Source organism: Rufibacter hautae (genome assembly GCF_008271695.1).
Classification (GTDB): domain Bacteria; phylum Bacteroidota; class Bacteroidia; order Cytophagales; family Hymenobacteraceae; genus Nibribacter; species Nibribacter hautae.
In genome coordinates this window covers 2,044,299-2,067,813 of the sequence record NZ_VKKY01000001.1, presented here as the reverse complement: position 1 = coordinate 2,067,813, position 23,515 = coordinate 2,044,299, and the positions used below count along the sequence as shown (strand labels likewise).

24 protein-coding genes are annotated in these 23,515 nt (G+C 50.5%); 17 read left to right on the top strand and 7 right to left on the bottom strand.

Going from position 1 to position 23,515, the window contains the following annotated elements; genetic code table 11:
- Positions 1-2: 2 nt before the first annotated feature.
- The gene (locus FOA19_RS23325; RefSeq protein WP_190300341.1) at positions 3-146 is read right to left on the bottom strand and encodes a hypothetical protein; all 144 of its coding nucleotides are present in this window, start codon (positions 144-146) and stop codon (positions 3-5) included.
- On the opposite strand from FOA19_RS23325, the gene hemW reads away from it, so the two are divergent.
- The 12 genes from hemW (at position 84) to FOA19_RS08060 (ending at position 11,472) form a co-directional block, all read left to right on the top strand.
- A complete protein-coding gene (hemW, locus tag FOA19_RS08115; RefSeq protein WP_149090235.1) occupies positions 84-1,226 on the top strand; it encodes a radical SAM family heme chaperone HemW in 1,143 nt (380 codons plus the stop codon). The two genes, FOA19_RS23325 and hemW, sit on opposite strands and share 63 nt — an antisense overlap.
- Positions 1,227-1,407: 181 nt before the next feature.
- Entirely contained in the window at positions 1,408-2,082 is a 675-nt protein-coding gene (locus tag FOA19_RS08110; protein WP_149090234.1) for a hypothetical protein, read from the top strand.
- Positions 2,083-2,387: 305 nt separating this feature from the next.
- Positions 2,388-2,987, top strand: coding sequence for a hypothetical protein (locus tag FOA19_RS08105; protein ID WP_223808778.1), 600 nt, complete (start codon positions 2,388-2,390; stop codon positions 2,985-2,987).
- A gap of 208 nt (positions 2,988-3,195) precedes the next feature.
- Positions 3,196-4,320: an MBL fold metallo-hydrolase gene (locus FOA19_RS08100; RefSeq protein ID WP_149090232.1), complete on the top strand. Its 1,125-nt coding sequence runs from the start codon at positions 3,196-3,198 to the stop codon at positions 4,318-4,320.
- Positions 4,321-4,448: 128 nt separating this feature from the next.
- Positions 4,449-4,808, top strand: coding sequence for a hypothetical protein (locus FOA19_RS08095; protein ID WP_149090231.1), 360 nt, complete (start codon positions 4,449-4,451; stop codon positions 4,806-4,808).
- A gap of 135 nt (positions 4,809-4,943) precedes the next feature.
- Complete coding sequence (locus FOA19_RS08090; protein WP_149090230.1) at positions 4,944-6,038, top strand: SGNH/GDSL hydrolase family protein; 1,095 nt, start codon at positions 4,944-4,946, stop codon at positions 6,036-6,038.
- A gap of 25 nt (positions 6,039-6,063) precedes the next feature.
- Entirely contained in the window at positions 6,064-6,660 is a 597-nt protein-coding gene (locus tag FOA19_RS08085) for an SIMPL domain-containing protein (RefSeq protein WP_149090229.1), read from the top strand.
- Positions 6,661-6,799: 139 nt separating this feature from the next.
- Positions 6,800-7,372 (top strand): pentapeptide repeat-containing protein, encoded by a 573-nt coding sequence (locus tag FOA19_RS08080; protein WP_149090228.1) that lies wholly within the window; start codon positions 6,800-6,802, stop codon positions 7,370-7,372.
- A 95-nt stretch (positions 7,373-7,467) separates the two neighbouring features.
- Complete coding sequence (locus FOA19_RS08075; RefSeq protein ID WP_149090227.1) at positions 7,468-8,331, top strand: LytR/AlgR family response regulator transcription factor; 864 nt, start codon at positions 7,468-7,470, stop codon at positions 8,329-8,331.
- Between the two features lie 132 nt (positions 8,332-8,463).
- Positions 8,464-9,789, top strand: a complete 1,326-nt coding sequence (locus FOA19_RS08070) for a TraB/GumN family protein (RefSeq protein ID WP_149090226.1) — start codon at positions 8,464-8,466, stop codon at positions 9,787-9,789.
- A 123-nt stretch (positions 9,790-9,912) separates the two neighbouring features.
- Positions 9,913-10,596, top strand: coding sequence for a 2'-5' RNA ligase family protein (locus FOA19_RS08065; protein ID WP_149090225.1), 684 nt, complete (start codon positions 9,913-9,915; stop codon positions 10,594-10,596).
- Positions 10,597-10,659: 63 nt separating this feature from the next.
- Positions 10,660-11,472, top strand: a complete 813-nt coding sequence (locus tag FOA19_RS08060) for a cyclase family protein (RefSeq protein WP_149090224.1) — start codon at positions 10,660-10,662, stop codon at positions 11,470-11,472.
- A 544-nt stretch (positions 11,473-12,016) separates the two neighbouring features.
- Here the strand turns inward: FOA19_RS08060 and rpmA are convergent.
- Entirely contained in the window at positions 12,017-12,322 is a 306-nt protein-coding gene (rpmA, locus tag FOA19_RS08055; protein WP_149090223.1) for a 50S ribosomal protein L27, read from the bottom strand.
- Positions 12,323-12,391: 69 nt separating this feature from the next.
- Positions 12,392-12,700, bottom strand: coding sequence for a 50S ribosomal protein L21 (gene rplU, locus FOA19_RS08050; protein ID WP_149090222.1), 309 nt, complete (start codon positions 12,698-12,700; stop codon positions 12,392-12,394).
- Between the two features lie 1,015 nt (positions 12,701-13,715).
- On the opposite strand from rplU, the gene FOA19_RS08045 reads away from it, so the two are divergent.
- The 4 genes from FOA19_RS08045 (at position 13,716) to FOA19_RS23320 (ending at position 19,097) form a co-directional block, all read left to right on the top strand.
- Positions 13,716-14,675, top strand: coding sequence for a ribonucleoside-diphosphate reductase small subunit (locus tag FOA19_RS08045; protein WP_149090221.1), 960 nt, complete (start codon positions 13,716-13,718; stop codon positions 14,673-14,675).
- A gap of 188 nt (positions 14,676-14,863) precedes the next feature.
- Entirely contained in the window at positions 14,864-17,245 is a 2,382-nt protein-coding gene (locus tag FOA19_RS08040; RefSeq protein WP_149090220.1) for a ribonucleoside-diphosphate reductase subunit alpha, read from the top strand.
- A 672-nt stretch (positions 17,246-17,917) separates the two neighbouring features.
- Positions 17,918-18,490, top strand: coding sequence for a hypothetical protein (locus FOA19_RS08035; protein WP_149090219.1), 573 nt, complete (start codon positions 17,918-17,920; stop codon positions 18,488-18,490).
- Between the two features lie 460 nt (positions 18,491-18,950).
- Positions 18,951-19,097: a hypothetical protein gene (locus tag FOA19_RS23320; RefSeq protein WP_190300321.1), complete on the top strand. Its 147-nt coding sequence runs from the start codon at positions 18,951-18,953 to the stop codon at positions 19,095-19,097.
- Positions 19,098-19,370: 273 nt separating this feature from the next.
- On the opposite strand, the gene FOA19_RS08030 is transcribed toward FOA19_RS23320, so the two are convergent.
- The 4 genes from FOA19_RS08030 to FOA19_RS08015 all read right to left on the bottom strand — a co-directional run bounded on the left by FOA19_RS08030 (position 19,371) and on the right by FOA19_RS08015 (position 22,615).
- A complete protein-coding gene (locus tag FOA19_RS08030) occupies positions 19,371-20,171 on the bottom strand; it encodes a hypothetical protein (protein WP_149090218.1) in 801 nt (266 codons plus the stop codon).
- 290 nt (positions 20,172-20,461) lie between these two features.
- Positions 20,462-20,866 carry a SpoIIAA family protein gene (locus tag FOA19_RS08025; protein ID WP_149090217.1) on the bottom strand — a complete coding sequence of 135 codons (405 nt, stop codon included), beginning with the start codon at positions 20,864-20,866 and terminating at the stop codon, positions 20,462-20,464.
- Between the two features lie 100 nt (positions 20,867-20,966).
- Positions 20,967-21,314: a histidine kinase gene (locus tag FOA19_RS08020; protein WP_149090216.1), complete on the bottom strand. Its 348-nt coding sequence runs from the start codon at positions 21,312-21,314 to the stop codon at positions 20,967-20,969.
- Between the two features lie 32 nt (positions 21,315-21,346).
- Positions 21,347-22,615 carry a PAS domain-containing protein gene (locus FOA19_RS08015; protein WP_149090215.1) on the bottom strand — a complete coding sequence of 423 codons (1,269 nt, stop codon included), beginning with the start codon at positions 22,613-22,615 and terminating at the stop codon, positions 21,347-21,349.
- Positions 22,616-23,008: 393 nt separating this feature from the next.
- Here FOA19_RS08015 and FOA19_RS08010 point away from each other — a divergent pair, with 393 nt between their 5' ends.
- Entirely contained in the window at positions 23,009-23,479 is a 471-nt protein-coding gene (locus FOA19_RS08010) for a hypothetical protein (RefSeq protein ID WP_149090214.1), read from the top strand.
- The last annotated feature ends 36 nt before the right edge of the window (positions 23,480-23,515 follow it).

Sequence of the window (23,515 nt, the reverse complement as noted above, 5' to 3'; positions counted from 1 at the left end):
TTCTAAAGGTACGGCTTGCGTTGCAAAAGTACCGCACCGCCGTTTTCATTTACTCTTAACGCTTTCCATAGCCCCAACGCATTTTGCCCGGAATTTATCTTCATATCCCTTTCTGCAAACAAGCCTGTCACTACTGCGATTTCCATTTCAGTACGTCTATGGGCCTGAAGGAGCAGGTCTTGCAGGCCATGCAGCGGGAACTGGACCTGCAGCAGAACTACCTCAACGGTGAAATCATCAACACCATCTACTTCGGGGGCGGCACGCCGTCCATCTTATCGGTGGGCGAACTGAACGGCCTTTTGGAGGCGATTTACGCGAAACATACGGTAAACCCGAACGCCGAGATCACCTTGGAAGCCAACCCCGATGACCTCACGCCGGAGAAACTGCAGGCCCTGCGCCAGACCCGCATCAACCGTCTGAGTATTGGCGTGCAGTCGTTCCATGATCCACATCTGCAGTTCATGAACCGTCCGCATACCGCTGCCGAGGCCGTCCACTGCATCAAGCTGGCGCAGGAACTGGGCTTCGACAACATCTCGCTGGACCTGATCTACGGCATCCCCGCAGAGGACGCGGCACTCTGGGAAGAGGACCTGGCCAAAGCCTTTGCTCTGAACGTGCAGCACCTATCCTGTTACGCGTTGACCATTGAACCTAACACGGTTTTCGGAAGCCGAGTGCGCAAAGGCAAGTTCTCGCCCGCCGATGAAGAGCGCGTGGCCCGCCAGTTTGAATTGCTCATGAGCCAGGCCGCCCAGCACGGTTTCCTGCACTACGAGATCTCCAACTTCTGCCAACCTGGTTTTGAGAGCAAACACAACAGCAGCTACTGGAAACAGGTGCCGTACCTGGGTCTGGGTCCCAGCGCGCACTCCTTCAATGGCGTAAGCCGCCAATTCAACATCGCACATAATCCTAAATACGTGCAGGCGCTGGAAGCCGGGCAACTGCCCTGCACCGTAGAGGAACTCTCCGTGGAAGACCGCGTGAACGAGTACGTCATGACCACGCTGCGCACCAGCTGGGGCTGTGACACGGCCTATATTCAGGAAAAATGGGGCATTGACCTGGTGGCCCTCCACACGGCGTACCTGCAGAAGATGGAAGCTCAGGGATTGCTCCGCCACGAAGGCAGTGTCCTGGTCTTAACCGAAGCCGGCAAACTCCTCGCCGATGAAATAGCGCTGGATCTGTTTTTACTCCAGGAAGAAGAAGCGTAGGGTATCACCTGTTTAGGGGCTGTTTTCTAAAAATCCACCCCTAAACAGAGGTTTGTCGTAAGACAATCAGGTACAAGGCAGCGTTTTTTGACCTTTTCCTTGAAATAGCCCGCTGCTATTGCTTGCCAGCGAGGAATAAATTCTTAAATTGTTTTCATTTCTTCCCTAATATATCCCTTCCATGAAAAATTCTACCCAAAAATTTAGGCTGTTGGTCCTGCTTTTCTGCAGTTTCCTGGCCGTATCTTGCTCTAAAGACGACGATGATGAGGAGGTGATTCCGCCCCTTGAGAACCAGCTGGAGTACAATGATGTAACGTATGACCTGGCCACTGTTCTATCTGTTGACCTGGGTGCCGCCGGGTTCTCAACTACCGAGACCCACTACGGCCAGGCCTTCATTCTTTCTGACTATGTGGCCACCGGCACCGCTGCCCCAAAGGTGATCCTGGAACTCTATATGTTTTCTAAAGGCGCGGCTTCGTTTGGTTCAGGTACGTTTGAGTTCGCCGATGTTGAATTAGCCGATGCAGAGACGAAGTACAAAGACAAGAACTTCTTCTTCGATTCTAATCTCCTGATTGACCTGAACGGCGACGAGGAGATGGACGAAGACAAGGAGACGTTTATGATCAAGTCCGGCACCATAAAAATGTCTGGATCAGGAACGAATTACAACATAGAATGTGATGTCACCCTTGAGAACAACAAAGGGTTACGGGCTCAATACTCTGGCGTAGTCACCCCTATCACCATAGATGGCGACGAGGAAGATCCTGCCACCGCAGGAATGAGAAAGGCGCCTAAGTCCTTCTTTTCTTTGTCCAAAGCCTTAAAAGGCTTGAAACTAAACTAAAGGTACTTCAGCCACTTGTCTGGCTTCCTTCTCTGATCCTCTGTTTTAGGGTTCTCTTCGCAAAAGAAGCCTTAGAACAGAGGATATTTTTATCAGCCTATTCTGACGGCGATCTGGTGGCTTCTGCTTCACTAGGAGGAATCTGACAGTAGAGTCAAAAGCCGATCAGGTGAGACCATTGAACTGCTGTCTGCACAATAAATCTTTTGGTTCATTAGACTTCTCCGAGCGCTTTCTTTATATTCAACACATCCTATATAAAATATTCTATCAGGTAACGCTTTCATCTGTTTATGAAAAAACCAATGGCCTGCTTAAGGCTTCTACCCCTGTTCTTCTTCAGCCTTTTTCTGGCTTCCTGCCATGATGATGATGAAGAAGTAGCTCCTTTGTCAAACCAATTGGAATACGACAGCCGCACGTATGACTTGGGCATGGGCCTGACCTATGATTTTGGTCCTTTTGCGCTTCACAGTGAAAAAACCCATTATGCCCAAGGAATCCTGCTGACGGATGCTAAGTCAGTTAACCAAAAGCCAAACATTGTTCTGCGGCTATACCTCTTCAACCCCGGCACCAATGTTCCGGTCACCGGCACCTTTGAGTTTGGTGATGTGAAGAACATGCCCTCTGACCGCGCAGCCGCCAAATACAGGTGGAAGAATTTCTTTTTGAACTCAGGGCTGCTGCTGGACTTGAACAAAGACCAGGAACTGGACCCCGACCAGGAGTACTTTGAGATCAGAAACGGCTCAATAACCCTTTCGGGCACGGCCCCTGATTACACTGTAAATTGCAATGTGATTCTGGAGACCGGCAAACCCCTGAAGGCGCAGTTCAAGGGCACCTTTATTCCTATTACGGTTTCTTCCTCGGGAGACGATCTTACGTCAAGCCGGAGCTAGGCCGCTCTTTTGCCTTTCTTGCCCTAAACGGTCTCACAATCAAAAAGCAACAGATTTTGTCTTGTGCGGCACATGCTCGGGTTTAAGGTTACTTTTGTAAAAACAGCCTCTAAACAGAGCATGTTTTTTTGACAAGCTACCGGCTACCCTGACTGTTTTTAAAACATTTTTCCGTAGCAGTGGTACTTGTCATGATGCTTACCAGACAATGAAGAGATTTATGTATATCCTGCTCTCCCTTATTGCTACCCTGGCCGTGGGGGGCACTTTGTTTCTGGCGTTTGCTCCGCAGTTTGGGGCCTCGGCCCACGGGCAAAGCCGGGAACGCATTGAAAAATCAAAGAATTACCGCGATGGCAAGTTCCAGAACCTCTCGCCCACACCCATGATGGACGAGTCGCCGTTCCTGGACAAGGTGAAGATCTTCGCGAAGTTCATTGGTGGCACCGAAGGCGCTACCCCCACAGATGAGTTGCCCATGGTTTCTCTGCAGCCCGGTGACTTTGCGAGTCCGCCGGCCGAGGGGGTGAAGGTCACATGGTTTGGGCACTCGGCGGTACTCTTGGAACTGAACGGCCTGCGCATCTTCGCGGATCCCATGCTGGGAAAGCGGGCCTCGCCGGTCTCGTTTATCGGGAGCAAGCGGTTCAATGAGAAACTGCCCATCGCCATTGAGGACCTGCCGCCGCTGGATGTGGTGTTGCTCTCGCACGACCATTATGACCACCTGGACCACGGCTCCATCCTGAAACTGAAAGCCAAAACCAAGCACTTCTTCGTGCCGCTGGGCGTGGCCGCGCACCTGGTAAAGTGGGGTGTGGAGGCGAGCAAGATCACGGAACTAGATTGGTGGGAAACCGCGCAGTACGGAGGCTTGTTCCTGGCGTCAACGCCCGCCCGCCATTTCTCGGGCCGGGGCCTGCGCGACCGCGACAAGACGCTGTGGTGTTCCTGGGTTTTGAAAAGCGGAAACCAATCTATCTTCTTCGGGGGTGACTCTGGCTATGACACGCACTTCAAGCAGATTGGCGAGAAATACGGTCCTTTTGACTTGACCATGCTGGAATGCGGGCAGTACAACGAGGCTTGGCGCTTCATCCACATGATGCCGGAACAGACTGCCCAGGCTCATCTGGACCTGAAAGGCAAAACCCTTATGTCTACCCATTGGGGCGCTTTCTCTTTGGCCCTGCACCACTGGAAAGAACCTATTGAACGCCTGTCAAAAGCCACGCAGCAACACAACATCCAACTCGTGACGCCGCTCATTGGCCAGCGCTGGAGCTTGCAGGCCGAATTGCCGCAAACTCAGTGGTGGAAAGGCGTGAAGTAAGCGCCAAGTAGTCTCTTTGTTTGCATTTCCAGAAGCGCTTTCCTTGGCGCAGGAGCATGCTAATTTAAGGGTTGTTTTGTGAAAAACGGCTCCTAAACGCATCATCCTGGAAACCAAACTAACTGACGATGGAACCAATCACTAACCTCAGCCCGGCCGGCGCTGCCCGGCAGAAAAAGTTATTCCTCCCCATTGGGTTTGCCCTCCTGCTGTTGGCCATCCTCATGGGAGTCATGTATTTATTCCGGAACGCTACGCTGCAACCCACAGCCACAAACCAGCCCGCAAATGTTGCTCCTTTACCTGCCTTGCCAGATATAACCGTCCCCGGAGAAACGAACCTTCCAGATACAGACACTTCCCGGCAGGTCATTGGCACCACCGCTGATCTGGCGAGCCATCCTATGTTCGCGCCGCTGCAACAACAGCTGCCGGATTCCATGCCGCTCATCTTCCGTCCGGAGAAATGGGAAGGCAGGCCACAATAGCCCAATTTGAGGAACAAGGCCAAACAGGAGCAGAAGGGTGGAAAGTAGGTTTTCTTCAAAGATGCGCTTTGAAACAAACACGGTTCTCAGCATCTTTACCCTTCCCAATTTCCACCCTTCAAACGTCTCGGCTCCATGCGGTCTTGTGCCCTTCTTCGCTTATCGGCTTTTCTTTCTCTCCTGCTTTGGTCAGGCTGCGCTACGCAGAAAAGTATCTCCGTTGCCCCTCGCCATGAGCAGGTGACCTATATGGGCCGGGTGGGAAAACCATTGCCGGAGGCAACGGAACTGTACTGGTCGGGCACGTCGGTGAAGCTGAATTTTGAGGGCACTTCCGTGCAGGCGCGCCTGAAAGACAATACCGGCAGAAGCTACTACAATGTGATTCTGGACGGCGACAGCATTACGGTGATTAAACCAGACACTGCTGCCAAACTCTTCACGCTAGCCACCGGACTGCCGAAGGGCAAACACACCATAGAGTTGTTCAAGCGTACCGAGTGGGACAAAGGCACCACCACGTTCTATGGCTTTGAGTTGGGCGAAGGTGGCAAGGTACTGCCGGCCCCGGCGCCTAAAGCCCGTAAGATTGAGTTTTACGGTAACTCCATCACGGCCGGGTACGCCGTGGAAGATTTCTCGGGCAAAGACAACCCCGAGGGTATCAACACGAACCACTACGTGAGCTACGCCGCCCTCACCTCGCGCTTCTTTGACGCCGACCACACCTGTATCTGTAAAAGCGGCATCGGGATTACGGTGAGCTGGGAGCCTAACATCATGCCCGACATCTACGACCGCCTGAACCCTTCTGACCCCAGCAGCAAGTGGGACTTTGCCCAGAAACAACCCGATGTAGTCATCATCAACCTTTTCCAGAACGATTCCTGGATTGTGAACCTGCCCGACAATGCCCAGTTCAAGCGCCGGTTCGGGAACACCAAACCCACCGAGGAATTCCTGGTCACGGCTTACCAGAACTTCGTGAAGAGCATCCGGAGCAAATACCCCAACGCCCACATCATTACTATGCTGGGCAACATGGACATCACGCGGGCCGGATCGCCGTGGCCGGGCTACGTGGAGAAAGCCGTGGCGGGTCTGCAGGACGGGAAAATCTACACCTTGTTTGCCCCTTACAAAGACACCCCCGGTCACCCGCGGGTAGAGGAACAGCAGGCCATGGCCAACCAGCTCATCAAGTTCATGCAAGAGAAGCTGAACTGGTAAGGTTTATTTCGCTACCAACTTCCATATGAAAAGCATCTTCATAATCTTGCCTTTGTTTTTACTTATTTCTTTTTCTGCAATTAGCCAGATAGATAAAAGAAACCTTACCATTGACGTGATCGGAAGTGCTAAAATCACGGTAAAACCAGATGTAGGCATCTTAATCATTGGAATAAGAGAAAATGACCTGAATTTCAGTGATGCAATTACAAGCTTGAATAAAAAGACAAAAGACGTTACAAGTCAGATTGCCTCCATCGGCTTCAAAGAGGAAGATATTAAGACAACAGACTTTAAAATTGAGAAATACACCGTTTATGTAAAGGACCAAAACATAGACAGTGGGTACGTGGCTACCCAAAGCATTACCGTTGACTTTAAAAATAGCAAGGAAACAATTACCAGAATCCTGAACACATTTGCCAAAAGCAACACTGATTTCACCTTGAACTTCGATTTCAAATTATCTGATGAATTAAGAACAAAGGTGCAGGATGAACTGATAAAACTCTCTATTGAAAGCTCTAAGCACAAGGCCCAACTAATAGCCTCCTCCACAGGTGTGCGCCTGGGCAAAATTCTTGACATTGGGTATGGTAACAACTACTATGGCGGCATGTAAGAATTGGAGGCTAAGGCAACGAGTAGCGTTATGGCAGGCTCAAATGCTATAGGAGAAGCCCTGATTGGGTTTACACCTAATGATTTAGAATTCATTGACCACGTGACCATCACTTGGTCAATCAAATAAAGCAACGTCCATGCAAGAAACGCTGCACCAGAACAAGACCTTTGACCAACTCAACTACACCGGCAAGGGCGTGGCCGGGCGGGAGTTTGAGGAATGCACCTTCACCAACTGCGATTTCTCCGGCACCAACCTCTCCAACAACAGCTTCTCTGATTGCGTCTTTGAGAATTGTAACCTGAGCAATGTGCAGCTAAGCCACTCTAAGCTGCACGATGTTACCTTTACCAACTGCAAGCTGGTAGGCGTAGATTTCAGCGTATGCCACGATTTCCTGTTTGCCGCCCGGTTCAAAGGCTGCTCCCTGGATTACACCTACTTTGCCAAAAAGAGCCTCAAAAAGACCGTCTTCGAGAATTGCAGCATCAAGGAAGCCAACTTCACCGATACTGATCTGACCCAAGCCGCCTTTCTGGACTGTGACCTGGCCCGCACCGTTTTCCAGCGCAGCAACCTGGAGAAAGCAGATTTTAGAACCGCCTACAACTATACCCTGGACCCTGAGTTGAATCGCATCAAAAAAGCCAAGTTCTCGGTGCAGGGTGCTTTGGGTCTTCTGGCCAAGTACGATATTGACGTGAAGTAACAGCGAATGAGACTGTTCCACGGGGAAAAAGAAATTTTATGTACATTTAGTACCGGCATTTTCTCCAGAACAGGTCTTTACCGTTTGCTACCCTTATGCTTTCTTTTCTACGGCAGCCGTATCCGCTGAGCGAGCTCACGCTTTCCAAATCTGTCTTCCACTCGCTGCTGTTTGGGTTTATCATCGCCTTTTCGCTGATCGTGTTCCAGCCGTTTGGGTCGTATAACTGGCACCATCCGTCAAAGAACCCCATTTTGGCGGGCTACGGCGTGGTGGCAGCGGTCTCGGTTTTCCTCAATTTCTACGCTTTCCGGAAGATGCTGCCTAGGCTTTTCACGGAGGCCAATTGGAGCGTGGGCAAGGAGATCATCTGGAACCTGCTGCACTTTGGCACCGGCGGCTTTCTGTGCACCGTATACGGCTCGCTCATGGGCGTGATGCCCTTCACCCTGAGCCAGATTCTCTACATGTCTATGGTGGCCTTCCTAATGGGGTTGGTACCGGCGGTACTCCTGGTGATGATCAACTACGTGTACCTCCTGCAGAAGTATCGCCCCCTGGAACCGACGGAGAAAAAGGAAACGCCTGCCCCGGCCGCTCTCTCAACCCAGGAAGAGGAACTGGTACTGGTGGCCGAGAACGGGAAAGACACGCTGCGGCTTTCCGCCCCAAACCTGCTGTTCATAGAAGCCAGCGACAACTACTGCACCGTTTTTCACCTGGATTCTGGAAAACTGACCAAAACCTTACTCCGCAGCAGCCTGAGCCGGCTGGAAAGTCAGATCACCTGGCCGGGGATTTCGCGGTGCCACCGGTCTTACCTGGTGAACCTGGAGCGGGTGCAGACGGTATCGGGCAACGCCCAGGGGTACAAGCTTCACTTCGATGGCACAGAGCAACTGGTGCCGGTAGCGCGCTCGTACTCTGGGCTGGTGCGGGAGACGTTTGTGGCCGCCTGATCGCCCCAAGCGCCCTTACCATTCACCCCAAAACCTACCTGTTGCCCCAAAGAAGCGGCATTTCACCCCATTGCCCAGCGGCGTACTCTCAGGCCTTCTACTTTTGACGAAACGATTCACACCTCCTTCGTCATGAAAAAGATCCTGAAAAGATTTGCCCTGTTTCTCCTGCTCACCCCCGTGGTATTGCTGGTCTTGGTTTCTATTGCCTATGGCATTTACGCCTTGCTGGCCGTGGGCGGCGAGAGCACCCCGCACCAGGCCTACCTGCAACAATACAAACAGGAAGTAGACCTGCAAGCCACCGCACCAGCCTTCCCCATTTTTGACAGCGCCTTCTACCAAAAGCAGATTTTCTTTCTAGGCGAGGCCCACGGCACCGCCGCTCCCCAAGCCTTGGACTTTGCCTTGCTCCAACACCTGAACCAACGCGTGGGCCTGCGCCATTACTTGGCCGAGGTAGACTACAGCCAAGCCTATTTCCTGAACCAATACCTGCGCACCGGCGAGGTACGTCACTTACAGACGGTGTTCCAGTTCTGGGCGAAACAAAATGCGCAGTGGGGAAACCAGAACTTCTATGACAAGATCAAAAAAATCAGAACCCTGAACCAAACGTTGCCCGAAGCGAACCGCATCCAGATACTAGGTGTAGATAAACTGCAGGATTTGGAGGCCACCCAATCATTCCTGAAAGAAACCCTGGCCCAACTACCGCAGACCACCCTCCAGGATTCCGCCTTCGCGAAGCTCCAGCAAATCATCTCCGCCGATACCTTGGATACAGACGCTTTGTCTTCTCTGGCTTCTCAGATGCTGCCTTCTCTGGCCAAAGATTCTACTTCTAGTTTACCTGCCGCTACGAAGTTTGATTTACAGCACACCCTGCAGAACATCGCGTATTTAGATGGTAAAGCCCGCCGTGACAGTGTCATGTACCTCAACCTGAATATTGTGGTGAAAGCGCAGCACCTGGAGCAGGCGAAGCTCTACGGCATGTGGGGCCTCTTCCATACCTTACCCGTGGAGTTGCAGCGGGGCGTACCGTTTGCCTATTACCTGCAAGGCAAGAACTCTCCGTTCAGAGGGAAGACGGTCTCCATTGGCGTGTACACCATAGACAGCGAGAACATGATGCCCGCGGCCTCTTTGCCGGCTTTCCTGAGCAAAGGCCAGCGCTACGTAAACAGCACCATGGCCAACAACGACGGGCCGATGGTATTTGTGAACGGCATCAAAGACCTGCGGGCTGCCAGCCGTGAGAACTCCATCACCCTGTTCAAAACCGATGCCCCTGGTTCGCCTTACCGCACTTCTTCAAGGCTGGCCAGCATCAAGGTGCTGTTTCCTAACCAGAGCATAGATTTCGCCGGTGAGCACCCGCGCATTACCCAGGTTTTCCAGTATGTGTGCCTCGTGCGCAACTCCCCGGCCCTTACCCCCTTGCCGCTGTTGTAATTACTGAAAATGGTGGATAACTACCCAAATTAACCCGAAAAAGGTGCAAACCTGCACCTTTATCGGGCTTTAACCTTATTTTAGTGAAACAAGGCTAAAAGGAAGAAATGAGCCCCCCAACTCATGAACTTACAGGACCATTACACCCAACTATGGGAAAGCGCCGAGGCAAGATTCGCCGCCGGTGATTTTGCCCTTGACACCCACCTTGACTCGCCTGAGGACACCAGACGAGGACTCACTTTGCTGGCTCGCCCCAGCCAGGCAGTGGTAAATGAAATACAGGATTTGCTGCAGCATCTAGCACCGGTAGAGCCAGACCAGTACTACTATCCGCCTGCAGACATTCACCTCACCGTTCTATCCATTATCTCCTGCTACCCTAATTTCACGCTAGATGACGTCCAGCCGCAGGCATACATTGACCTGCTGGAAAAAGCACTGAAGCCGCATTCAAAATTCAATATCCTCTATGCAGGGCTCACCGCCTCCCCCTCATGCGTACTGGTGCAGGGCTTTCCTAAAACCGATGAACTGGAACAGCTGCGGAACAGCGTGCGGCAGGCTTTCCGGGCCTCGGGGCTGCAGGAGTCTATTGACCAGCGCTACACCATCCAGACGGCCCATAGCACCGTGGTGCGGTTCAGAAAGCCGTTGACTCAACCCGCCCTTTTCCTGCAGAAGCTCCAAGAATGCCGCCATCGGAAATTTGGAACCTCCACCATCCACTCCCTGGAACTGGTCTACCATGACTGGTACCAACGCGAAAGCACCACCCAAATGCTGGCTACTTTCCCGCTGAAGTGATTTCTTTTCGGTCGCTTTCCGTTTTGGGTGTATTTTAGGGAAAACAGGTCTAAATCGTTGCCCATGCTTACCTCTGCCACCATTACCTTCCGGGACCGCACCTACGGGTACAACCCGCTGCAACCGCTGGACATCTCCCTACCGCTGGCTCCGGGTCCGGAGAACGTCAACTGCTTCTGGGCCGAGCCGGTGCAGGTAGACACCATCACCGTAGGAGACTTCGTGGGCAGTGTGGCCTTGGGCGGTTCCACCAATTATCAGCGGGTGCACCTCACGCCCCACGGCAACGGCACCCACACCGAGTGCTATGGCCACATCTCGCCAGACCCAACTGCCACCTTGGACAGATGCCTCACCCGCTTCCTATTTGTGGCGCAAGTAATTTCTGTTTCTCCCAGAAAGTTGGAGAACGGTGATTTTATGGTGATGGCTGAAGATGTGATCGCCCATCTTGACGAGGGTAATTTACCGGAAGCTTTAATCTTGCGCACCCTGCCTAATCTGGAGAGCAAACGTACCGCGCACTACTCGGGCACCAATCCCACTTACTTGGAACCTGCTTTGGCTTCGTATCTGGTTGAGCATGGAATAGAGCATTTGCTCCTGGATTTGCCTTCGGTGGACCGGGAGGAAGACGGCGGGGCTTTGCTCGCGCACCATGCCTTCTGGCAGTACCCGGAGAACACCCGCACCCAGGCGACCATCACCGAGTTGATTTTCGTGCCTGATACGGTGGCGGATGGCTGGTACTTGTTGAATTTACAAGTCACGAGTTTGGTGCTGGATGCAAGTCCTGGCAAGCCGGTGCTGTATGCTTTATCGCCGGTGGGTTCTTCTTTGGGAGGGAGTGTTTCTTTTGCGGAGGCGCCGCATTAAGTACATTTAACTACTCTCTGCTTTTTCATGTTCTTGTGGACACGTAATCTGTTTGCGCTGGCGGAGGGCCGCAGTTTGCGTGGGTGCATAAACTTTATTGTTCCATAGCTGGGCTCCGTGCGCTCACGGCCGCGAGGCCCCGCCTTCCGGCATCGCGCTGCGCCAGCTTCCTTTGCTCCCTAGCGGTCGCAATGCCTCACGGCACCGGAACCTGACAAGGCGCTCAACCGAAAGGCTGGAAATGGCACAAGTAGGAAAAGCCTTAGCAGCTCGCAACAGAGAAATACCCTGTTTCTCCTTAATTAAGTAGGGGAGCTTTGGCAAGTCTTTATTCCCCTCCTCGGAGGGGTAGGGGTGGGTTATCTTTTCATGGTTCAAGTCTGTGACTTGGACCCACTATGGCCGGCAGTTTGCAACTGCCGTTTGGCTTTAGTCTCAAACGCCAGATTTCAGCCTGTTATTTGCAAAACACCTGAAAAACAAAAAGGCTGCCTTGTGGGACAGCCTTTTTAAAGATTTTGATCGGCGGAAGCCGAGGATGTGCTTAGGCAGTAACTTCTTCAGAAGGAGTAGTAGAAACCTGAGCGGCATCTACGTCTAAAGGAAGAACAGAAACGAAAGAACGGTTCTTCACGCCTTTTTTGAATTGTACGATACCATCGGTCAGGGCGAACAGGGTATGGTCTTTCCCGATACCTACGTTTGCACCTGGGTGGTGTGCTGTACCGCGCTGACGCACGATGATGTTACCAGCGATGATGGTTTGACCACCAAAGATTTTCACGCCTAAGCGCTTGGAATGTGATTCGCGGCCGTTGTTAGAACTACCGACACCTTTTTTGTGAGCCATTTCTAGTCTATTTTAATCTGGGGAGAAACCCAGAATAGGTTCTACAATAATTTTCCTTTACCTCAATAATTAACCAATGGTGTTGATCAACACTTTGGTGTACTGCTGGCGGTGACCGTTTTTCTTCTTGTAGCCTTTTCTTCTTTTCTTCTTGAAGACGATCACTTTGTCACCTTTGGCGTGTCCCTGGATAGTGCCAGTCACCTTGATGTTGTCAAGGAAAGGAGCACCTACAGATAAAGTACCGTTGTCATCAGTTAAAAGAACATTGGCGAACTCTACGGCGTCACCTTCATTGCCGGAAAGCTTGTTAGTGTAGAAGAACTTACCGCTCTCTACTTTCGTCTGGATACCAGCGATTTCTACAATTGCGTACATCAGCTTACGATATTTTTTAAAAAATTGAACCGCAAAAGTACGGACACTCAAGCTAATATCCAAACAAGCGGCCTTTATTTTAGCTGGGTTTTCACGGGTACTTCGCTGGTTTAAAGGATGTTGTGAGTTATGCACCAATATGTGGATAACTTTAGTGGATAAACATAATGTGTTATGATAGTCAATGAGTTACAAGTGGATAAAGACACAAGAAACGTAGGCCGCTCAGAAAAGATGGCCAGATGGGTGCACTTTTAGGGCTCAAAAGCGATCTAACTCCAGTGCGAGAGCATAATTGAAAGTAAAGAACTTCTTGGCTAATACCAAGAGAAACAGCAGGTTTGTTTTCCAGCACCGCTACCCAAGTACTGCAGGCCTCTTTTACTTCCACCTCCAGTAAAACAGCTATTTACTCCTCCTTCGCCATTCCTGGCTTAAGCGGGCTGCCAGCAGTTGAGCAACACACCTAATGCTCTCGTTCTCCGACGCTCTCCTACTGATCAATGGAGCGCTTCTGCCTTTCTTTTTCAGGACGCCTGAATGCCATACGGCGGCAAGCACCAAAGCAAAATCACTGCCTTTATCAGTACACTTCCTTTCTTTTTACAGCAACTTACAGCCAGAACAGAGCTTAGAAAATTTCCCTTAAAAGGCACTTCTGCTCTCTCATAATGCTCTTGCCCATTTCCCCTCCAAAATCAGTTACTATCCTTTAAGATACCGCTTATCAAGCCATAGAACAAAGCCTATATTCAAGGTTCCTAATTTTTATAAAATTATAAATTACTGATTTTCAACATGTTAAAGGTTAATTATATTGTGGATAACCGCTGTATAAGAAGTTAGTAAATTAGGGTGCTCCAAACGGGCAACCAACGTATTTGTCCCTATATTTGAATTCTCAAGCCACAACAACTGCTTCTTAACTTAATCGTTAAGCCACTGTTACAAGGTGAGAGACAGCGTCTGAAGGCGCACCCTTTTAATAAAGTTAGAGCAAGAAACCGTTTAGTCTATGGAGCCTTTATTGCAAGAAAACCCGAACCGCTTTGTCCTGTTCCCCATCCAAAACGATGCCGTTTGGCAGATGTACAAGAAAGCAGAGGCTAGCTTTTGGACGGCCGAAGAGATTGACCTGACCCCAGACCTGAAAGACTGGGAGAAGCTAAACGACGGCGAGCGTCACTTCATCTCCCACGTACTGGCGTTCTTCGCGGCTTCAGACGGGATTGTGAACGAGAACCTGGCCATCAACTTCATGCAAGAGGTGCAGCTGCCAGAGGCCCGCTGCTTCTATGGGTTCCAGATCATGATGGAGAACATCCACTCAGAGACCTACTCCCTCTTGATTGATACCTATATCAAAGATCCGCAGGAGAAAGACCGCTTGTTCAACGCCCTGGAGACCGTAGACTGCGTGAAGAAAAAAGGCGAGTGGGCCCTGAAATGGATCAACTCTGAAAACTTCACCGAGCGTCTGATTGCGTTTGCGGCCGTAGAGGGCATTTTCTTCTCTGGTTCTTTCTGCTCTATCTTCTGGATGAAGAAGCGTGGTTTGATGCCAGGCTTGACCTTCTCCAATGAGCTGATCTCCCGTGACGAGGGACTGCACTGTGACTTCGCCTGCCTGCTTTATGGTATGCTGCAGAACAAGTTACCAGAAGAGCGCGTACAAATGATCATCCGTGACGCGGTGAGCATTGAGCAGGAGTTTGTGACCGATGCGCTGCCCGTAGACCTCATAGGGATGAATGCAAAACTGATGAACCAATACATCGAGTTTGTGGCCGACCGCCTGCTAGTTGCTTTGGGCTGCGGCAAAATCTACAATTCAACCAATCCATTTGACTTCATGGAGATGATCTCCCTGCAAGGCAAAACCAACTTCTTTGAGAAACGTGTGGGCGAGTACCAGAAATCGGGCGTGATGAGCGACCGTGACTCCAACGTGTTCTCTCTGGACGAGGACTTTTAACCATCACCCCCTTGACAGCCCTAAAGCGCTTTGGGGCTGTTTTTCTAAAAACGGGCCCAAAGCATCCGGCAATCGGTTGGAGGTAGGGCTCTCAAGTAAAATCAAGCCAAAAATATGCTCCGGCGCAAAAGCGCATGGGAGAGAAATATCTGGATGGTACGTCATCCGTCACCTATTAGTGTAAGCGTATGTTAGTTGTAAAAAGAGACGGCCGCAGGGAATCGGTCAAATTTGATAAAATCACGGCCCGCATAGAGAAACTCTGCTATGGCCTGAACATGACGTTTGTGAGCCCGATAGAGGTAGCCAAAAAGGTAATTGACGGGATCTACGATGGCGTGACCACCGTGGAACTGGATAACCTGGCCGCTGAGACCGCTGCCTCGCTCACGACCAAGCACCCCGACTACGCCATTCTGGCGGCGCGTATTGCCATCTCCAGCCTGCACAAGGTGACGCAGAAGTCCTTCTTCAACACCATGAAGCAGTTGTACACCTACGAAGATCCAAAAACGGGTGAGAACGCTTCCCTTATTGCGAAGGATGTTTTTGACGTGATCAAGAAGCACGCGGCCGTGCTGGATTCCAGCATCATCTATGACCGCGACTACAACTATGACTACTTCGGGTACAAAACCCTGGAGCGCTCGTACCTGCTGCGCGTGAATGGCAAAGTGGTGGAGCGTCCGCAGCACATGCTCATGCGGGTGGCCGTGGGTATCCACAAAAATGACATCGACTCGGCCATTGAGACCTACAACCTCATGTCTGAGAAGTGGTTCACGCACGCTACGCCTACGTTGTTCAACGCCGGTACGCCTAAGCCACAGTTGTCTTCGTGCTTCCTGTTGACCATGAAAGAAGACAGCATTCCGGGTATCTATGACACCTTGAAGAACTGTGCCTTGATCTCGCAGAGCGCGGGTGGTATTGGTCTGGCAGCGCACAACATCCGGGCTACCGGGTCTTACATCAAAGGCACCAATGGTACGTCTAACGGCTTAGTGCCGATGCTGAAAGTGTTCAATGACACAGCCCGTTATGTAGACCAGGGCGGCGGAAAGCGTAAAGGCGCGTTCGCGATTTACCTGGAGCCATGGCACGCCGATATCTTTGAATTCCTGGATCTGCGCAAGAACCACGGAAAAGAAGAAATGCGTACCCGCGACTTGTTCTTAGCGTTATGGACGCCAGACTTGTTCATGAAGCGCGTAGAAGCCAACGGCGACTGGAGCCTGATGTGCCCGAACGAGTGCCCAGGCTTGTCTGACACCTGGGGCAAAGACTTCGAGCGTCTGTATGAGAAATACGAGCGCGAAGGCAAAGCCCGCAAGACCATTAAAGCGCAGGAACTGTGGTTCGCCATTCTGGAGGCCCAAACCGAGACCGGTACGCCGTACATGTTGTTCAAGGACCACGCCAACGGCAAGTCTAACCAGCAGAACCTAGGTACCATCAAAAGCTCAAACCTGTGTACTGAGATCATTGAGTACACCGATGCCGATGAGATTGCGGTGTGTAACCTGGCGTCTCTGGCCCTGCCACGCTACATCAAAGAAGAGAAAGGCGTTAAGACCTTTGACCACCAGAAACTCTACGAGGTAACGTACACGGTGACCAAGAACCTGAACAAGGTGATTGACATTAACTACTACCCGGTTCCGGAAGCGAAGAAGTCCAACATGCGTCACCGCCCTATTGGGTTGGGCGTACAGGGCCTTGCCGATGCGTTCCTGAAACTGCGTATGCCGTTTGAGAGCGAAGATGCCGCCCGTCTGAACAAAGAGATCTTTGAGACCATTTACTTCGCGGCCATGACGGCTTCTAAGGATCTGGCCAAGAAAAACGGACCGTACGAGACGTTTGAAGGCTCACCTATCAGCCGGGGTATCTTCCAGTTTGACATGTGGGGCGTAACGCCAGACAGTGGTCGTTGGGACTGGGAAGCGCTTCGTCAGGAAGTGGTAGAGCACGGTGTACGCAACTCTCTGTTGGTAGCGCCAATGCCAACTGCTTCTACGTCGCAGATCTTGGGCAACAACGAAGGCTTTGAGCCTTACACCTCTAACATCTATGTACGTCGCGTGTTGAGCGGAGAGTTCATGGTGGTGAACAAGCACTTGCTGCAAGACCTGATTGAACTGAACCTGTGGAACGACCAAATGAAGAATGCCATCATCGCGGCCAACGGCTCGGTACAAGGCATCACCAACATTCCGCAGAACATCAAGGACCTGTACAAGACGGTGTGGGAAATTAGCCAGCGGACCATCATTGACATGTCTGCCGACCGCGGTGCTTACATCTGCCAGAGCCAAAGCCTGAACCTGCACGTGTCTAATGTGAACTTCGGGAAGCTGACCTCTATGCACTTCCACAGCTGGAAGAAAGGCTTGAAAACCGGTATGTACTACCTGCGCACCAAAGCCGCCGCCGATGCCATCAAGTTCACGGTAGAGAAACAAGCCGCTGAAACCCTTGCCCCGATGTACAGCAACGTCGAGCAGAACCAAAGCGACATGGCCTGCTCCCTGGATAACCCAGACGCTTGCGAGGCTTGCGGTAGCTAAGAACTACTCTTACTTAGAAGTAGAAAAAGGAGGCCCGAAACGGCCTCCTTTTTTGTTATCTTTTAGTCTCCTTAGTGGCCCTTGTCTTGAAAGGCAGAAAATAGCCTTAACCCTACAGAGGAAGCTGAGAAGGAACTTACAGGGGAGCCTAAGGAGGAACCTACAAGAGAAGCTAAAAAGGAACTTACAGGGGAACCTAAGGAGGAACCCACAGGGGAAGCTAAGGAAAAACCTACAAGGGCCCTAAGGAGGAGCTCAAGGAGGAACCTAATAAGCAACCTACAAGGGAAGATAGAAAGGAACCTAAAGAGGAACCTACAGGAGAAGTCAAGAAGAAAACTATAGGGGAACCTAAGGAGGACCTACAAGGGGAAGATTAGAGAGATACTAAACTACAAAGGCTTAATACGACTACAAGGAGGCTCAAAAAAATCTTATAATTCACAAAATTATCCTTGATTTCCTTGGAGAATAAGAAAAGAACATATACCTTTATAACACAAGAACGCCTAGTTCTCCTTGGACAGTTAACTAGGCGTTCTAACAGAATAAAATAGGGGCCGTCAGGAGAGGAGCAAAGACTTGAGACCTGCGCTTCCTCGGTTCGATTCCGAGCGGCTCCACTATTTTTGTACCACAAAGATACCATTACCTAATTTAAAACACAAGTAGATGACTGAAGCTCAAATTCGTGAAATTCTCCTCGTGCTTGAAGAGGAAGAAAAAGCCTTAACATCTAGACTAGAGCAAATACCTTCTATCAAAGGTTTCTTCCGAAGCATGCTTCCAAATCATCAACATGATAAGCAAGAGGTAGGCACGCAATCCACATTCTCGATTTCAGGTAATTCAGCATCTATCCAATTACATAATCAAGAAGAAATATCTGGATTCACTTATAAAAATTTCCCCAAAGACCAGAGTTTAGACACTCAAATACTCTATTTGTTCAATGAAGTTGGCAGAATACTAAGGATAAGTGATTTAGAAAAAGAATATAAGAATACTGAGGGAAATGCAACTAGGGTAAAAATTGAAGGCGTTTGTAGAAAGTTAAAGGGCAAAGGCTTACTAACAGCAGCACGCTTTAATAGTAATTGGACAATGGTTTTTTATGGATTACCAGAATGGGTGGAGGTAGATGAGAATGGCAATAAGACTTTCAAAGAACAGTACAGGCCTTCGAAGAGAGAATTGCCTTTTGGTTATGATACAATAGATTTTGATTATAGTAAAAAAGGGTAGCGTTTAGCTACCCTAATTAAAAACGTTCACTCAGATAGCGGTCTCATTAGCCGAGAAAGAAGGAATGGCAGTTCCATCTTTAACTATCAATTGTAAGAGTGCCAATATATACACTCTTACCCTTAGCTGCCCTGTTCATTAACGAGGCAAAAACTGCAAGAAGTGCCATTAAATCCACTTCTTGCCTGTACCAAGTCCTGTTCATCAACAGGCCATAGTAGGCTGGTAGGATTCATTTCTTATCAGCCTCTCTGCATTTAGGCTATTTGCAAATATAGGCATCCCTTTGTTTCTAGCCTAATTTCTCCAAAACAGACCACAAATGGAATGGAATCGTAACTTTAACTACTGGTAAACCTTGAAACAAACTGCTATGCAAGCTATACGCCTACTGGTGAATGAGAAAATGTATCAGCATTTGATGTGAATTTTGCGCAAGTTCACCAAAGACGAATTAGAGATGATAGAAGAGAATGACACCTTTTCTGCCACGCAGAAGGAATTGAATCATGACTTGGCGCAACTGGACAAAGAAGAAGCTGAGTTCATAGACCTTGACCAACTAGATCACGAGTTAGAAAATACCCTTAAGCAGTATGAAGCTTAAGAAGACCACAAGCTTTCCGCATGATGCCTTCGAACACCCATTGGTACACGACTTCTACCACGGCATTAGCAGAGAAGAGGCAGAAAGCAGAATTAAGGAGATGATTCGTCAGACGAGTGTTCCCACAGAATAGCCTGCTATTGCAGTTACCAGTGCTAATATCCGCAGGGTGAATTCAAAAAAGAACTCCCGTTTCAGGCTTGATTTTATGGAATCAGGCCTGAAACGGGAGTTCTTCTATTTAAAACAACAGTGCTGTGGCTATCCTAGCTCTTACATCTGGTAGGTATAGTCCGTCTGGAAAGGAGTACCGTTGGCGGGCGTGGTGGTCTTTCTCACGGGTAGGTTCTGGGCGTTGTACTCGTAGGTGAAGGTGGTTACGCGCTGCTCGCCGTTGGCCAGCGTGGTGGTGACTTTGCCGGGATTGTTGCGGAACAGCAGAATATTTGGCGTGAAGAGAGAATCTGCCAGGTGCTGCACGCCTTTCTTGGTGTCATAGTTCTCGTACTTGCTGGTTTGAACCAGTTGCCAGGCTGCGCCGGTGGTGGGTCTTCTGTACAGCGCAATCTCACTCACGTTGCCGTTGGCGTCATAGGTGTAGGTAACCTTGTTCGTTTCCCGGGGGGTGGCGGTGGCAGCGTCTTTGTAAAAGTCGTAGCGGGTGGCCAGCCTGCCGTTCACGCTGTACTCAAACGTGTGGTAACTCTCTACTTTGTCATTGATGAGTTCATCTAGTTTGTAGAGTTGGTTTTCTGAGGTGTAGAAATAGGCATTCTCCGTGTCAATGGTGGGCCCATCGGTGAGCACGTAGGCAAACCGGCCCAGGTTGTCATAGATCACCTCGCTCGTAGACGGCGCACTCTCGTTCAGGGCTAGGGAACCTTTCCCCACCAAGCGGGTAAGCCACCCCGAGGCCGAGTACTGGAACTCCCGGCTATCGCCTTGGGAGGTGCTGATCTTGGTGAGGTAGATGGCCGTTAGGTCGGTGGAGGGTTCCGGGTCTTCCAGGTCACAGCTGGCCAGGAACAGGGTAGTGAATAAGACCAAGGGGAGCTTACTTAAGTAGTTTTTCATTTCTAAAGGGGCATGTAGCGATTAGTATATGGGGATCTATACTGTGAAGAGCCTCTCCTCCTCCGGAAGGTTGCATGGCCCTGAAAATTGCCCCGGATATACTTCTACAAGCCATGAGGTTTCGCACCCCAGAGGCTTTCCTGTTTTAAGACCGATTTCTGTAAAACAGTCCTAAACCATCCTTCGGGCTTTCGCCTCTCTTTTCAAAAAACAGCGCTAAAACAAAAAGGAAGCCTGCTGTGGCTTCCTTTTCGGGGTGATAATAAGTTAAACGTATTTCCGGAGGTTTTCTACACAGGCTGTAGCACCCAGGCCAGGGCTTCCTCGCGCGATTCAAAGTCATGGAGCAGCATGTCGCCTAGATCTGGGGCCCGTTTCATGAGCTGCTCTATGGCCATTTTATTGAAGATGTCCTCAGAGACCACGGTGGCGTTCCGCCGGATGCTGCTGTCCCTGAGTTTGGGAAAGGCGAACTCATGAAACCATTGCTGGTCTGCCTGCCTGATGGCTTTCATCCTGCGGTTATCGGCGAGCCAGCGCAGGGGCTTGTGCTCCTCCAGCAGGCGCACGCACATGGCAGTAGCCTCCCTGAACTCTTCGCTGTTCAGAAAGCCAACCGCCTGGGCTATGCCCAATTGGTGCTGGTGGTCATAGGTAAGGGTAAAGGCCCGGCTTTGAAAATAGGTGGTGACCATGGCAGGGTTTTAAGCAATATGTTTTGATGGTATTAAGTAAAATCTAGGTAATAAACGCATGAGCCCAAGGCACATTGCCCTCTACTGGCAATCCGTGGGTTTACACCAGCCGACCCTCCACCGCAGAGATGAGACGGGTTAGTTGCTCGGCAAGTTTGTCAATGTCCTTGAGCCCCTCATGGGCCTCTTCTATTTTGCCAGAGCGGTATTGGCTTATCAGGTGGTTGGCCGTGGAGACCAACTCCTTGTACAGCCTGGACATCGTCCCGATCTCGGGCAGGTCACTGTAGCGTACGGCGCCAATGGTCCTGAACCACTGGCCCATGGGGCCGCTGGAGGAGAAGAACTCCTGGTCTGGCGTGCCGCCGTACACCGCGGAGCGTACTTTAGACTTAAATAAGATCAGCTTTATCCTGAGTTGCTGAAAGTCACTTTGGGCAGCGTTCATGTAAAGCTAGTAACGGGTAAACTCATGGACTTTTAAACTTTGCCTTCCTTCTGAAGACTTTCTCGCAGCTTCACATGGTCTGTAATCTCATACCCAAAAACCAGGATCCCGATGACCTTCATTCCCTCGCCAAAGATAGGCTGGTAATTGAGCGTCATGTAGATGTCTTCCACTAGTTGGGTGTCTTGCCGTTTGCGCTGAAAATGGACTTCCTTTGCAGAAAAGGCCTCACCGGTGTTGTACACGTTGTCCAGCAGGTCTATAAACCCTTGCTCAACCGCTTCCGGCACCGCCTCGGCCACCGTTTTGTTCTGCAGCTCCCGGTCTGGGAAAAGCCCCTGGTAATAAGGGTTGATCAATTCAAAGCGATGCTCCGGCCCTTTTAAGGTACAGAAAATGGCTGGCGCGTTCATAATCATGTTCTCCAGCGTCTTGCGCTCAGACTGGGCTTTCTCCAGGGCAGCATGCACCTGGTCTGAGAGTAGCGCCATCTGCTCATTGCTCTCCAGCAGTTCCTGCACCATCTGCTTGGTGGCGTGGATGTCGGTGGCGCTACCTACCCACAAAGAAACCTTGTTCTGGTTACCCAACGTCACCGGCGAGCACTTTTTCACAAACCAGCGGTAATTGCCTTCGCGGTCCCGCATCCTTATCTCGGCCTGGAACTCTACCTGCTTCTGGAAACTCTCCTGCGCCCGCGCGATGAAAGGTCCCTGGTCCTCGGGGTGCATCACATCCAAAAAGCCGGTTTCTGAGGCCATGATCTCCTGGGCAGGCATGCCGGTGTATTTCACAAACCGCTCATTTACGTACGTCACCTTCCCTTCCGGACTCACCGTGTAAATCAATTGGGGAACCGTATCGGTCATGATCTTGAACTTGTTCTCGCTTTCCTGGTGGGCCAGCTTGGCCTGTTCCCGTTCCGTCACGTCCATGGTCTTCTGGATGATGAACTCCACATTGCCTTCCGCGTCCAGAACAGGTGTATGCGAGGCTTCCCAGATACTCTCGTAGAACCCGCCGCCCTCCGCCGCCGGCCGCGCTATACTGTACTGCACCAGGTCCATGAAATCTACCTTTTTGGTTTCCATTACCCTGGCAATGGACTTATACACCGGGTTCTCCTCAAAAGAATAGTGCAGGTTGGGAAATGCCTCCAATAGAAAATGCAGGCCTAAAAGGTCCTCCCGCTTGCGCATGGTGGTTTGCAGGTAGGCATCTGTGGCGGCAACTATTTTAAAGTCTGGGGTAATCACCACCATGTTATCGGGTACATGCTGGAATAATTTTGAAAAATCCATTTCAAAAACTGGTTACGGGAGCATAAATAAACGCAATAACTGGGCTATAATCCAGATTGTTTTCGATGCTGCGGTTACTTTGGCTCTGTTCTGCAAGCCATCAACGCTAAGGCAAAATAAATCAAGTCCTTAGGTTTTCCAACCCCATGAGAATAAATGAGCACAGCCTTGAGCGGATACGTAAAGTTTGCAGCAAGACACAGTGGAAGCCTTCAATTCTTAACTCATCGCTAGGCAGAACCTCAATCGGCAGAAATCATCCTTCCATGAATCAATAGTCCTGGAGAAAGGCAAGAAATACGCCCATAGAACCTGGCTCTTCCTGCTACATGCACGCACTTTCACAAGCCATTTTTTTTGTAATATTAGGTCTGTATAAAACCTGCTGATACTATGAGAACTCGTCTTCCAGGGCTTATTTTCTGCGCATGTTTTTTGGGCAGTTGTGACGCAGATGATGACGGTGCCCCTACGGTGACTCTGAACACTAGGTGGCAGATGTACTCCAACAAGGTTCTTGTGCTGGGTGGCACTGAAGCATGTGCTTACAAAACTAAGCCCTCAGACATGGCCTTTAAACCCACCAATACCACGTGCCAGGACGATGACATCTATGATTTCAGTAGTACCACTGAGTTGGTGATTGAGCACGGCACCCGCAGTTGTAGCGCCAATGAGCCGGCTTCTGCCACCACAACGTATGAGCGGCAAGGAGGTAAACTTGTCATAGGAGGGCGGGAACACACCATCGTACAGCTTACCAGAGACACACTTATTTTAGACGTTTGCCTTCCCTTAGCCGCCGGTAATTGGCCTACAACTTCCTACGGGAAAGTAGGCATGAAACTAGCCAGAATTAAGTAAACCAGATACTTCTTCCTTCACGGCTAAGCAGGCTTT